Genomic DNA, 13290 nt, shown 5'->3' on the forward strand with positions numbered 1-13290 from the left:
ATCAGGGGATGATTCATTGATGTCTGAAAAAATTATAATTTAGTTGATATCAGATAACGAAACGGAAATCTTTTTTATACCTGGAAACCTATAGCCCCCTTATACAATACAACTTTAAATCACACAAAAGTAACCTATGAACAAATTAACTCTTGTAGCTGCGTGCGCGCTGCTGGCAATGGTTGCATGTAAACAAAGCGACCAGAAAACGGAACCTGTACCTTCACTGTCCAATCAACCAACAGTAGAAGTTAAACTGAATTTAAAAGGCGACATCATCACCGGAGAAACTCCGATGGGAAGAAAAGCTGCCCTGTCCACACAAAACAAAACAGTACGTGACAGCGTGATTTACGCCGTTGCCGTAAGACAGGATCATCGCCTGCTGGCAATGGGTCTTTTCAATCGCATCGTTGATTCCATTCCGTTGAAAGTACCTACAACAGGCACTATCAGCGTTAGTGCGGTGGCCTTCAAAAAAAGTTCAGGCAATGGTTTGTACTACTCTTTTGACAGTACCGGTAACCAGAATTTCCCTTATCCTTTTTATGCGGCACTCCGAAACAGAATGGACACGCTGGTGTCACCCTACAGCTCACCGGATTCACTTAATTACCTGTCTGTATTTGCTGATTCATCATCTCCGGCCTACACCATAAACGAATATTCTGAGCTGGAAACACACTATGGAAGAGTTACTTTCTCAGGTTCCTCTACCCCAAGTGCCCTTACCATTCAACTGAAAAGAGTGGTATTTGGCGTAAAATATGTCGTTGATAACTTCACTGCCGGCAGAATAAAAATAGAGTACAGTAATAACAGGCTGGCACCTCGTTACCTTACTCCGGGCAGTCCCAGTAATCAATATACCTACACGGCGGATGAACTCAAAAACAGGGATTCTGTATACAATGCTCCGATCCTGACTGTTAAATGGGAAAAACCTGATGGCAGCAATATTACCATAGGTTCCCGCCCATTGAGCTTCAAACGTAACATACTCACTACAGTACGCATATCGCTGCCTGCACCTGGCAGCAATGGCAGTACCTGGCTACGTCCTATCCTCACGGAGATCTCCTGGATGTGGTATGAAGATGTAAATTTATAGTCTGCGTGGTGGCATAGGTTAAGTGGGAATTACGAATTGCGAATTGCGAATTACGAATGTAAAGCGGAGAGCTGAGCGGATAAGGAATATTATCTGTTTGGTTTCTTGTTTGTACAGGAAGCGTTTGCCAGCGTAATTGGTAATTCCCGTTTTTTTGTTTTACAATCTGAAATCCCCGCTTCAAAAGCCGGCAATCTCTCTCAGCTCTGTACACTCCTATCTGCGCCTTTATATCCATAATGCCTAACCTGCAATTCGTAATTGCTCCCCATCCGCTTAACTCTCCGCTTTACATTCGTAATTCGTAATTTGTAATTCGCAATTGCGCGCAGCGCCCAAACTTGTCCTAAAATGAACAGGCATAGATCAGTAACGAACATATTTAATTAAAATAAAATACGTAATAAACTAACAACAAACATGCACCTCCATGGCATTTTTATTGGCAGGACAGCCGTGATACACGCTTAAAACAAAGTATTCATGTTTAAGAATTATGTCAAGATAGCGCTGCGAAGCCTGCAGAAAAACAAAGTATATACCTTGCTGAATGTAACCGGGCTGGCACTGAGTATGGCCTGCTGCATACTCATATTCCTGGTGGTACAATACCACCTCAGCTTTGACAATTTCCATCCGCAACGGGAACGCATATACCGGTTTGTTACAGAACAGCACCGGGATCAGATTTCCTATGTAGCTACGGTTCCGCCGGCATTCGGACAGGCCTTCCGCAATGATTACTCCTTTAGTGAAAAGGTGGCGCGTATTGTTACCTTCGACAAAGAGCTGGTATCGGTCGTTAGCGGCCATGAAGTGAGGAAGTTTAAAGAAGCTGCAGGCGTAGCCTTTGTGGAACCGGAGTATTTTGACATCTTCAACTTTCCGCTGTTGCAGGGCAACAAAGCCGATATGTTGTCTGCTCCCAATACCGCCGTCATCACCGAAAGCCTGGCATTGAAATACTTTGGCACTGTCAATGCCGACGGTAAAATGTTACGGATCAATAACAAGATAGACTGCCGCATCACCGGTATTCTGAAAGACCTGCCGGCGAACAGCGATCATCATGCCGGCATCTTTGTTTCCTGGGCATCCATGAAATCCTATAACGAGTTTTTTGCTGCCAGCGATTCCTGGGGCGGCATGTCTTCTCCCCTGCAATGCTTTACCAGGCTGCGGCCCGGCGTAACCGTTGCGGAAGTAGAGAAAGTACTCCCTGCCTATGTTACCCGCTACCGTCCTAAAAGCAAAAATGTTCACCACTATAAACTGCAACCCCTTTCCCAAGTACACTTTGAAGCACGCTATGGCGGTGCTATGGAAAAAAGAAACCTCTGGGTACTCAGTATGATCGGTGTATTTCTGCTGGTAACTGCCTGTGTTAACTTCGTGAACCTGGCTACTGCACAGGCGCTCAGCCGCTCGCGGGAAATCGGTATACGAAAAGCACTGGGAAGTCTGCGCGGACAACTGTTCTGGCAATTCATAGCTGAAACCGGGCTGATAGCCCTGGTAGCCATGCTGCTGGCCATTATCATCGCCACGGGCATGCTCCCCGTCATCAACAACTGGTTCCATACAAAAATTGTCCTCTCCTTTATGCATGACTGGATGCTATGGGCTTTCATCCCATTGCTCACGCTTCTCGTCACTTTCCTGTCGGGCTCCTGGCCTGGTCTTATCCTGTCCGGGTTCAAGCCGGTTACAGCGCTTAAAGGGAAGCTGTCCGCCAGCCACAGCAGCTTTGCTCCCCGTCGCACACTCATCGTATTGCAGTTCTCGGTTTCCCTGGTACTGATTATTGCGATGATCGTTATCACCCGGCAGATTAAATACGCCAGCCACTCTGATCTTGGTTTTGATAAAGACGCTGTGGTGATGATAGGGATGGGCTCCAATTTTTATGATAACAGCAAGGCACAGACGCTCCGGAAAGAACTGGCTGCCCTCCCCGGCGTGAAAAATGTGTCCATGTGCTATGCCGCACCTGCCGCACCGCAGATATGGAATACCACCGTAAAATTTGATACCCGCAGCGAGGAAGAGATCTTCAAGGTAAGCGTTAAATCCGCAGATGAATCCTTTGCGCCGACCTTTGGCCTGCAGCTGCTTGCAGGACGCAATATGTTTGCGGCTGACAGCAATAACCAGGCGCTGATTAACGAAACCATGCTGCGCCGCCTGCAGTTGTCATCCCCGGAAGAAGCTATCGGCAGGCAAATTACCTATGATGTGAACAAGGTCATGATTGTTGGCGTGGTGAAAGATTTCTATGACCGTTCCTTTCATGAAGCCATCAGCTCCGTGATGATTACCAATCAGGCAGATCAGTACACCGATTATGCCGTTAAAATAAATATGAAGAACCTGGTAAAAGTAGTACCGGAGCTGGAAAAAAAATGGAGCGCCATGTACCCGGAGCAATTGTTTGAATACCAGTTCCTCGATGAATCCATCGCCGAATTCTATGATACAGAATCCACTATGCTGAAGTTCATTATGACCTGTTCATTCATTGCCATTTTTATCGGATGCCTGGGACTGTACGGACTGGTATCCTACATGGTAGCGCAAAAAACAAAAGAGATCGGTATAAGAAAAGTACTGGGCAGCAGTATCAGTGGTATTCTCTGGATATTCGGGAAGGAATTTGCGCAGCTGATCCTCATCGCCTTCCTGCTGGCGGCTCCGCTGGCCTGGTGGCTGATGCATACGTGGCTGCAGGACTTCAAGTATCATATTCAGCTGGGACCGGCCATATTTGCACTCTCTATTATAATTATCGCCGCCGTAGCGGTTATCACGGTAGGCTACCAGAGCCTGCGCGCCGCCCTGATGAATCCGGTTACCAGCCTCAAAGCAGATTAATATAAGTACGTTTATAAACAAATAAAGGGACAGGCCAGACGACCTTGTCCCTTTTTCTATTTATTGTATGCATGATTATTTCGATACCACCGCAGCAGTAGCCGGTACTGTTTTCACATGTGCTGCGGCCGACCCGTCTCTCACTTCTTCACTGGCTGTTTTCACGATGAGATCATCCGGGTTCAGGTCACCGAATACTTCGGTCTGATCTTCCACCTTACGGCCTGTTTTCACCGGTATCCACTCTACCTTCTTATCCTTAATCCTGAGAAGGAATACGCCGGTGGTGGAATTCAGGATAGCTTTGGATGGCACCACGAAAGTACTGACATTGCTGCCGGTGAGCGGAATGGATACTTCTGCCACCATACCAGGCAATAATTTTTTATCATTATTAAGTACATCCATCTCAATGCTCTGGGATCGTAAACGCTCGTCCAGCGCGCCCGACAGCCTGCTAACCCTAGCAGTAAAAACCTGGTTGAGCATGGATTTCGTGGTAAAGTTCACCTCGCTGTTCTGATGCAGGTAGCTGTTATATGCTTCCGGAATACTTACTACCAGACGTAATTTCTTCTGTTCCTGCAGGGTGAAGATAGGCATATCAGAACCTTTACCGGCGGGGCCTACATAGGCGCCGGCGCTCACATTTCTCCGGCTGATAACACCACTGAAAGGAGCGCGTATTTCCAGGTAGTTGCGGGTATCTCCAATCTCCCGGTAAGCCGCTTTGGCTGCATCCAGCTGGGCGAGATCAGATTTCTGTTTGGCGAAAGCGATGTCCAGGTCATTCTGCGAAACAGTACCCGGCGTTTTGCTGGTTTCCAGCAGGCGGTCATATGTTGCCTTACTGGAAAGATATACCGCTTCCTGTGATTTGAGCCGTGATTCCGCACCTGACAACTGCGAGTTCAGTTCAGGTGCTTCCATGGTTACCAGCAGCTGGCCGGCGGTCACTTCGCTGCCGACATCCACATATAACTTTCTCACGAAGCTGCTGACTTTGGCGTACAGGTCTACCCGCTGAAAGGCCACCAGTTCACCAGGTATTTTAATCGAGGAGGACAGCTGTCCTTTTTGAATGGCAAAGGCTTCCAGCGCAGGCGGGGCGGCCTCGGCAGCGCCTTCTTTTTTCTCCTTCTCTGCTTTTGCATTGGAGGTGCCACAGCTCTGTAACAGCACTGCAGAAGCAGCCACTGATAAAAACAAGCGCGCGATGTTGGATGCTGGTTTCATAAAATGATTTTTATTTCCTGTTATTCTCATGGTAATTGTCAGACTTTCTTTTACGCTTTCAGGGGAAAATAATGTGTACTTTCTTCATCTTCCGGATCCAGTGAAACACTCTGTGTAGTAGCTTTTCCCTGTCCCCATGCAAATGCCAGCGGTAATATAAACAGTGCAGCAAAAGTGGAAGCTACCAGTCCGCCGATTACGGCGCGGCCCAGCGGCGAAGACTGATCTCCTGCCTCTCCCAGCCCGCTGGCCATCGGAATCATACCTACCACCATGGCTAACGCCGTCATCGCGATAGGGCGCATACGCAGCGCGGAAGCCTCTTTTGCAGACACCAGCGCATTACCGTTATGTTTCCTGATCTGCTCGGCATTGGTAATCAGTAATACCGCATTCGAGATAGATACGCCTACCGACATAATCATACCCATATAGGACTGCAGGTTCAGGGTGGAACCTGTCATCATCAGCAGAGACAAGGACCCCAGCAATACCGCCGGTACAGTAGCCAGTACAATAGCGGATACTTTAAATGACTGGAAGTTAGCCGCCAGCATCAGGAAGATCACTACAACCGCTACCAGCAGCCCGCTCTGCAAACTGCCCAGCGTATCAATCAGTGTGCTGCTCAGCCCTATCAGGTCCACGTTCAGCCCACGGGGCAGTTCTCCCAGCGAGTTAATCGCTGCCTGCACATCTTTGGAGGCTTCTCCGAGATCTTTATTATTCAGGTTAGCCGTTACCGTTAGTATGGGCAGTGCACCGAGGTTGTCATTCTCTCCGTAAGTAGTTTCCGGCGTAATGGTGGCCACATCACTGAGAATAGGCCTGGTAGCATTCTTCAGCAAAGGTATTTCACCAATGTCGTTCTGGGAAGTGATTTTATTCTCCGGTACCTGTACCTGTACGTTATAGCTCAGCCCGGCTTTTTCATCCACCCAGATATTTTTTTCCGTCAGACGGGAGGAAGATGTACTGGCAATCAGCGAGCGGGATATATCGCCCACATCCACGCCGAGCTGTGCAGCGCGCACCCTGTCGATATTAATGTTCAGCGCAGGATATTTGATAGATTGTCCCAGCTGCACATCTCTCAGATAAGGAATCTTCTTCAGCTGCGCTATCATCTTCAGTGCATATTCTTCATTGATTTTTTTATTTCTGCCAGAAAATCTTACCTCTATCGGTGTCGGGGAACCCTGGCTCAGGATCTTATCTGTCAGCTCAATTGGTTCAAAGGAGAGCGTCATACTGGTATCGATCCGCTGTGCGCGTTCCCTGATTTTATCTTTCAGTTCATCGAGGTTGGTATGGTACTCTTCTTTCAGGGCTACCTGCAGTACAGCTTCATGCGGGCCGGCCATCCAGAGGAAGATCGGCGCTGTGGAGAACAGTTGCGGGTGCAGCCCCACAAAGGCGGAGGTAATAGATACATTTTCTTTTCCGACGATATCGTTCACTGCATTTATCAGCTCGATGGTTTTCTTTTCCGTTACTTCAATGCGGGTGCCATCCGGTTCACGCAGGCGTAGCTGGAACTGGCTGCCGTTTACTTTGGGCAGTACGTCGCGCCCGATGAGGTTCATCTGCCATGCCACAATAGCGCATACTGCGATGAGATAAACGGATACGATTACTTTACGGTAAGGCATCATCCTGTCGATGAAGCGCAGGTAGCGGCCCCTCACCCTTTCGAAGCGGCTGATTTTTCCGTCCCGGTTACTGTCCGCACGCTCTACCAGCGCCTTCTTCTGTTCCCAGGTATCGCCTTCTCCGGAGGCATTCAGGCCGGCAAGTTCAAATTCTTCTGCATCGCTCAGGTTTTTACCATCTTTTGTTTTGTGGTGTTTCACTTTCATGATCCAGTTGGCCATAACCGGTACAAATGTCTGTGCCAGGAAGTAGGATACAATCATGCTGAAACCTATTGCCAGTGCCAGCGGCAGGAACAGGGAGCCAGGAATGCCGCCCATGGTGAATGCCGGCGCAAATACCGCCAGGATACAGAACAGGATCAGCAATTTAGGGAAGGCTATTTCCTTACACGCATCCCAGATAGCCAGGGCTTTAGGTTTGCCGAGATCCAGGTGCTGATGTATATTTTCAATCGTCACTGTACTTTCATCCACCAGAATACCGATAGCCAGCGCCAGTCCGCTCAGCGTCATGATGTTGATCGTTTGTCCGAATAAACTCAGGAACAGGATACCGGAGATGATAGAAGCAGGAATGGTGAGAATCACGATCAGCGCACCACGCGCATCGCCGAGGAACAGCAGTACCATCAGCCCCGTAAGAATAGCGCCGATAGCGCCTTCCGTAAGCAGGCTTTTTACAGAGTTAATCACATAGGTAGACTGGTCAAACTCATAGCTCAGCTTTACATCATCCGGCAGCTGCGCCTGTATCCTGGGCAGCGCTTTTTTCAGGTTCTGCACTACCTCCCAGGTAGAAGCATCTGCCGCTTTCGCAATATCAATATATACAGAACGTTTGCCGTTGATGAGGGCATAGCTGGTGGTAACATCAGCCGCATCTTCTACCGTAGCTACGTCGCGGAGGTAAAGGTTCTGTACCCCGTTCTTGAACAACGGAATATCTTCAAAATCCTTAATTCCCTTGATAGTAGTGTTAGCCGGCGTGATATAGTTCTTATTCCCGATACGCACGTTACCGGAAGGCGCTGTCTGGTTATTGAAACGCAGGGCTTCTACCAGCTGATCCGGCGTCAGGTTATGGGAGCGCAGCAGCTCAGGATCCGCCTTAACCACTACGGTACGGATATTACCGCCAAACGGCGTGGAGCCTACCAGGCCGGGAATAGAGGTAAAGGAAGAACGTACATATACGTTGGCCATATCCAGCAGTTCGTTATTGCTGCGCTTATCACTGCTCAGCACCAGTTGCCCCACGGGCAGCGTAGATGCATCGAAGCGTATGATAAACGGCGGGTTGGAACCGGGTGGAAATATCGCCTGGATACGGTTGGAGAAGGCGCTCACTTCAGCGGCTGCCTGCGCCATATTGGTACCGGGGTAAAAGTTGATCTTAATCAGCGTAAGCCCCTGTATATTTTTCGTTTCCACACTTTTCACGCCATTCACAAACAGTAATATGTTGATATACTGCTTACCGAAAAAAGATTCCATCTGAGTGGAAGTATATCCGCCAAACGGATGGGAAAGATAGATCACCGGCATATCCAGCTTGGGGAAGATGTCTATCTTGATGGTAGTAACGGCTTTGATACCAAAGAAGAATAATCCGGCAACAATTACCAGGATGGTGATAGGTTTACGAAGCGCGAAACGGATAAGATTCATACCATGTATTTAATAATGTCAATTAGTCTGTTGTTATTCACCGGGCTACAATTCTTTTTCAAAGAGGGAGAAATCGCCGGTAGCAGAGGCTTTCAGCAGCAGTGCCTGCCATACGTTGCTATAGGCGATATCGCGGTCTGTTTCCGCTCTGATAAGCGTATACAACGCCTGCGTTACATCTACCAGGTTGGTAAGACCGTTGCGGTACAATACTGATTTCTGCAGAAACGCATCGGAAGCAGCTTTCACCTGGAAGGGCACTTCGTTGTAATTGCTGAGTGCATTGGTAATTTTGGTGTCAGACAGCTGCAGTTGCGCTTTCAGCTGCTGGTCAGCCAGTTCATATTCCGCCTGTAATCCTTTGCTGATCTGTTGCTGCGACTTCACCTGCCGGGAGATACGCAACGGCTGCGCCAGATTCCAGGTAACGCCGACCCCTATCAGATAGTTGGTACGCGTAGGTTTGATGCCATTCCAGTAATCATGGGAGAAGGCATTGAGATTACCAGGCCCGTAGGACGGCTCAAATCCGGAACCTCTTGCCTGCAGTACCCCTACCAATGAAAAGGCAGGATACATCAGGGTTCTGGCATATTTTGCCTGTTCATCGCTGACGGCTATACGGCTTTTATACCACTGCAGCACCGGATGATTATCCAGTGGGATCGTATCGCTGAACAATGCCGGCACGCGGGAAACAAAGAAGGTGTCAAGCGAAAAGGGCTGCGCCGGAATGCCCATCAGCTGCGCCAGCAGGTTGGATTGCTGCTGTTCAAAGTCAACGGCGCGGGTGAGTGCAATTCTTGCACCGGAGACTTCTGCATTGGCCTGTGCAGAGTCTACACCGGCGCTGAGGCCATTCTTTACCCGCGTTACTACCACTTTGCGGAAAGTATCCGCCCGGTTCAGGTTTTTCTGATAAGACAGCGTCAGTTTCTGCGCGGCCACCAGATTAAGATAAGCAGCTGCTACCTTTACTTCCTGCTGAAAGATTTCCTGTTGCCAGTCTTTTGTATCCCTGGCAGCAACTGCCTGAGCCGTTTTTATTTTCTCCTTCGCGCGCCCGAAAGCGAAAAAATCCCAGTTAATATTGGTGAGGTACAATCCGCCGAATGCCGCGTTCCAGTTCTGATCCGGTAACGGTGCCCCGGAAGAGGCTGCCGCCAGTCCACCGAAACCATACAGCGGACCATTCTGTCCGTTGATAGTCCCATAATCCTGCTGGGCTGAAATATTCAGATTAGGCAGATAATCCCGCTTAGCCTGCACCACACTGTTTTTAGCAGCTTCTGCATAGCTGGATTTCGCCCGGATAGTACCATAGTTGTTAACCGCCGTACGGATGGCCTCCTTCAGCGTAAGGGTCTGTTGTGCCTGAGCACCGTGTATGTCAGCACAGATAATAAGTAAAAGGATAAACCAGTATTTACATCCGGACATGAAAGGATAATTTTGCAGCATGGTCACTAAAGTTGTAATTCCACCTACAAAATGAATTCATCTTTTTGAAGCAAATTTGAAGAAGGGACTATTTGGTTATTTGAGATTTGGTTATTTAAGATTTGTATCTCATCATTACATCCTCCAGTCGGTCTGATGGCAGCTTTGATGAGATACAAATCTCAAATAACCAAATCTCAAATAATTAAATAGCAAGCGAGGGTGTCAAATTATCCTGTGCCCTGGCAGGAGGTTCCTGTCTGACTTTGGAGGGCTGGAAATCTACCTGCAGGATGTGCATGGGAGAATGGTATACGTAGGAGACGTTGAAATCGCATACTTCGCAGATCTGCTTGACGATGGAGAGGCCCAGTCCTACGCTTTCACTGCATTGATTACTTTTCTTAAAGCGTTCAAAAAGCTCTTCTGTAGGTATTTCCGGAGCAAGACCGGTATTCATCACCACCAGCTTTTTATGGGTCAGCACTACTTCAATGCGACCGTTCTGTACATTGTGCCGGATGGCATTGCCCAGCAGGTTATTCATCAGCATGTCTGCCAGCGCAGGGTGAATTCTGAGCCGGATATTCTTATCTATATCTGTTTTTACAGATATCTGTTTCATGTCAATTCTGTCTTCATAGGCTGCCAGCACATCTTTCGCCACTTTACAGAAACGGATGTCTTCCGAAACGGTAAATTCGTTGTTCTCCAGTTTCGACAACAGGGTGAGCGACCTGTTTATTTTGGAAAGTTTTTCAACGGCATTCTGCATATCGCTGATGAGGGCGGCCTGATTTTCTTCAATATTGGTTTCACTGAGCAGTTCCAGCTTGTTACGCAGGATGGCCAGTGGTGTCTGCAGCTCGTGAGAAGCGTTTTCACTGAATTCTTTCACGGCAGTATATTCATCAACTGCCCGGTCGGTCATCTTCTGTAAAAAATTATTCAGCTCTTTGAACTCCTGGGTATTGGTTTTGGGAAATGCTATTTTTTCCTTCAGGTTAAAATGATGGATCTGCTCCATGGTGAGCCGCAGGCAATAAAGTATGCGCCTGGATAGCAGTCTGGCAGTAAGCGCCACAAAAACGGCGATGAGCAGCAGTTTCCAGATAACCGTATCCATGATGGCACTCAGCACCTGCGAGGAAGCAGGCACGTGGCTGATGGTGGATACCTGGTAGTGCTTATTATGAATAGTATAGAAAGAAGAAACCGTGATGCGGCATTCATCCAGTTTTTTATTGCCATCGCGGAGTCCCACTTTGGTAATCAGCAGGCTGTCTGCCGGCATGACTGCCAGCTCTGTTACCGTTGTCGGTTGTTCAGCCGTGGGCACGCCGGCCGGCTGCCCGTTCTGCAGGCGGGTAGCTGCCATGGTGTTGATTCCCTTCAGCCGCGCTATTTCGGCCTCATCAATCTTCTTTTCCATGTTATAAAAACAGATATAAGAAGTGATAGGCGTTGTAATCAATACCACACCAATAAACCACAAGGTGAATTTGTCAACCAGCTTCATACTTTGGAAGAATTGAATTTATAGCCAAGTCCGTACACCGTATCAATATAATCCGCCCCGTTGGCCGCACTGATTTTTTTACGCAGATTCTTGATATGCTGATATACAAAGTCAAAATTAGCTAAATTATCAGTATAGTCGCCCCACAAATGTGTAGCGATGGACTGTCTGGACAATACCCTGTTTTTATTCACCACCAGGTACAGCAGCAGATCAAACTCCTTCCGGGTGATATCCAGGACAGTATCATGAATGGAAGCCTCCAGCGTATCGGTATTCAGGGTAATTTCATTAAAGGTGATGATATTGTTGCCCGATAACTTTTTACGGCGGTAAATGGCGCGCAGACGGGCATGCAGTTCCGGCAGATGGAATGGTTTGGTAATATAATCATCGCCGCCACCTTCCAGCCCCTTGATTTTATCATCCATCGCATCCTTGGCGGAGATAATCAGCACCCCGCTCTGAATATCCTTGTCCCTGATAAGTTTCAGCAACTCCAGTCCGTTACCGTCAGGCAGCATAATATCCAGCAGGATGCAATCATAGGAGAACAGCAGCAATTTTTCCTGTGCCTCATCAAACGTAAAAGCCAGCTCACAGATATAACCTTCCCGGATCAGAAAATCATGCACGCTGCTGGCTATTTCCCTGCTATCTTCAACTACTAATACTTTCATACGGGGCTAATGTAAAGCTGAATTTTGAAATAAATTTGAAGTTAAATAACAAACATCTGCTTAAAATGATTAAAATATATAGTTATTTTGACAGATGACAACCCGACAGGAAATTTAAAACCCATATGAAAAAAAACCTGATTCTTATCCTTCTGGCCCTGATGGCCATTTCCGGCAAAGCACCTGCACAAAAAGCACCTGACTTTCAGATTTATGCCCTTCGTATAGGCGCAATGGCCTATAAAACACCTGTAGCCATGTGGTCGCAGGACCCGGCGTCCAAAGACAGTGTATCCGGCGTTTTCTCCTTCTGGCTCCTTAAAGGCAGCAACGGAGAGAAATACCTGGTAGACGCCGGCTTCAGAAACGGCCTGAAAGAAGCCGCCGAGCTGAGTGTCAGCTACATCATCCGCCCCGACTCCGCCCTGCTGCAGCTGGGCATCAGACCGGAAGAAATTACCGACATCATCATCACACATCCGCACTGGGATCATATCAACGGCGTTACCTTCTTCCCCCGCGCCAAAGTATGGATCCAGCAGAAAGATTATCACTACTTCGCCAACGATGCCTGGCAATCCAAAGATTCCAGCCATACCGGCTTTACCCGCGAAGATGTACAGGCACTGCAGCAGCTGACAACCAGCAACCGGCTTGCCTTCATCGACGGAGACAATAAAACCATACTGCCCGGCATTACAGTATTCACCGGCGCCAGACATACCTACGAATCACAATATGTACGCATAGGCTCCGGCAAAGATGCCGTTATCATTGCCTCCGATAACATCTGGATCTATAACAGCCTGGAAAAAAACCTCCCCGCTCCCACCTACGGCACCTTCGATCAGGCCGGCCAGGTAGCCGCCATCAAACGTATGAAAACAATGGTCGCAGACCCCAGGTTCATTTTACCCGGCCACGACGGCGCCATGTACGACAGATTTGAGAAGATATCGGAGAACACCATAAGGATAAAATAATTACGAATTACGAATTGCGAATTACGAATGTAAAAGCGAAGAGCTAAACGTAGATTAAAAGAGATAACTATTGTATATCACCTTTAATCTACGTTTAGCTCTTCGCTTTTACATTCGTAATTCGCAA

Annotated in this window: 8 protein-coding genes; 3 read left to right on the top strand and 5 right to left on the bottom strand. The window is 48.0% G+C overall.

Annotated elements, in window-relative coordinates; translation table 11 throughout:
• Positions 1-136 precede the first annotated feature (136 nt).
• Complete coding sequence (locus GWG06_RS27605) at positions 137-1111, top strand: hypothetical protein (protein WP_160717618.1); 975 nt, start codon at positions 137-139, stop codon at positions 1109-1111.
• 483 nt (positions 1112-1594) lie between these two features.
• Positions 1595-3982, top strand: a complete 2388-nt coding sequence (locus GWG06_RS27610) for an ABC transporter permease (RefSeq protein ID WP_160717619.1) — start codon at positions 1595-1597, stop codon at positions 3980-3982.
• 75 nt (positions 3983-4057) lie between these two features.
• On the opposite strand, the gene GWG06_RS27615 is transcribed toward GWG06_RS27610, so the two are convergent.
• The 5 genes from GWG06_RS27615 to GWG06_RS27635 form a co-directional block, all read right to left on the bottom strand.
• Positions 4058-5218, bottom strand: a complete 1161-nt coding sequence (locus GWG06_RS27615; protein WP_160717620.1) for an efflux RND transporter periplasmic adaptor subunit — start codon at positions 5216-5218, stop codon at positions 4058-4060.
• Between the two features lie 50 nt (positions 5219-5268).
• Positions 5269-8541 carry an efflux RND transporter permease subunit gene (locus GWG06_RS27620; RefSeq protein ID WP_160717621.1) on the bottom strand — a complete coding sequence of 1091 codons (3273 nt, stop codon included), beginning with the start codon at positions 8539-8541 and terminating at the stop codon, positions 5269-5271.
• Positions 8542-8586: 45 nt separating this feature from the next.
• On the bottom strand, positions 8587-9981 hold the full coding sequence (locus tag GWG06_RS27625) for a TolC family protein (protein ID WP_127043008.1): 1395 nt from the start codon (positions 9979-9981) through the stop codon (positions 8587-8589).
• A gap of 205 nt (positions 9982-10186) precedes the next feature.
• On the bottom strand, positions 10187-11500 hold the full coding sequence (locus GWG06_RS27630) for a sensor histidine kinase (RefSeq protein ID WP_160717622.1): 1314 nt from the start codon (positions 11498-11500) through the stop codon (positions 10187-10189).
• Positions 11497-12180, bottom strand: a complete 684-nt coding sequence (locus GWG06_RS27635; protein ID WP_127043005.1) for a response regulator transcription factor — start codon at positions 12178-12180, stop codon at positions 11497-11499. The genes GWG06_RS27630 and GWG06_RS27635 overlap by 4 nt, the downstream gene beginning before the upstream one ends.
• Positions 12181-12305: 125 nt before the next feature.
• Between GWG06_RS27635 and GWG06_RS27640 the strand changes: the two genes are divergently transcribed.
• The gene (locus tag GWG06_RS27640) at positions 12306-13163 is read left to right on the top strand and encodes an N-acyl homoserine lactonase family protein (RefSeq protein ID WP_160717623.1); all 858 of its coding nucleotides are present in this window, start codon (positions 12306-12308) and stop codon (positions 13161-13163) included.
• The last annotated feature ends 127 nt before the right edge of the window (positions 13164-13290 follow it).

Origin of the sequence: Chitinophaga solisilvae, from assembly GCF_009928525.1 — a bacterium.
GTDB lineage: Bacteria > Bacteroidota > Bacteroidia > Chitinophagales > Chitinophagaceae > Chitinophaga > Chitinophaga solisilvae.

Bases quoted from the DNA above. Each gene is read 5' to 3' on its own strand.
- GWG06_RS27625 (WP_127043008.1), bottom strand. From the start codon at position 9,981: ATGTCCGGATGTAAATACTGGTTTATCCTTTTACTTATTATCTGTGCT.
- GWG06_RS27615 (WP_160717620.1), bottom strand. From the start codon at position 5,218: ATGAAACCAGCATCCAACATCGCGCGCTTGTTTTTATCAGTGGCTGCT.
- GWG06_RS27640 (WP_160717623.1), top strand. From the start codon at position 12,306: ATGAAAAAAAACCTGATTCTTATCCTTCTGGCCCTGATGGCCATTTCC.
- GWG06_RS27610 (WP_160717619.1), top strand. From the start codon at position 1,595: ATGTTTAAGAATTATGTCAAGATAGCGCTGCGAAGCCTGCAGAAAAAC.
- GWG06_RS27620 (WP_160717621.1), bottom strand. From the start codon at position 8,541: ATGAATCTTATCCGTTTCGCGCTTCGTAAACCTATCACCATCCTGGTA.
- GWG06_RS27605 (WP_160717618.1), top strand. From the start codon at position 137: ATGAACAAATTAACTCTTGTAGCTGCGTGCGCGCTGCTGGCAATGGTT.
- GWG06_RS27635 (WP_127043005.1), bottom strand. From the start codon at position 12,180: ATGAAAGTATTAGTAGTTGAAGATAGCAGGGAAATAGCCAGCAGCGTG.
- GWG06_RS27630 (WP_160717622.1), bottom strand. From the start codon at position 11,500: ATGAAGCTGGTTGACAAATTCACCTTGTGGTTTATTGGTGTGGTATTG.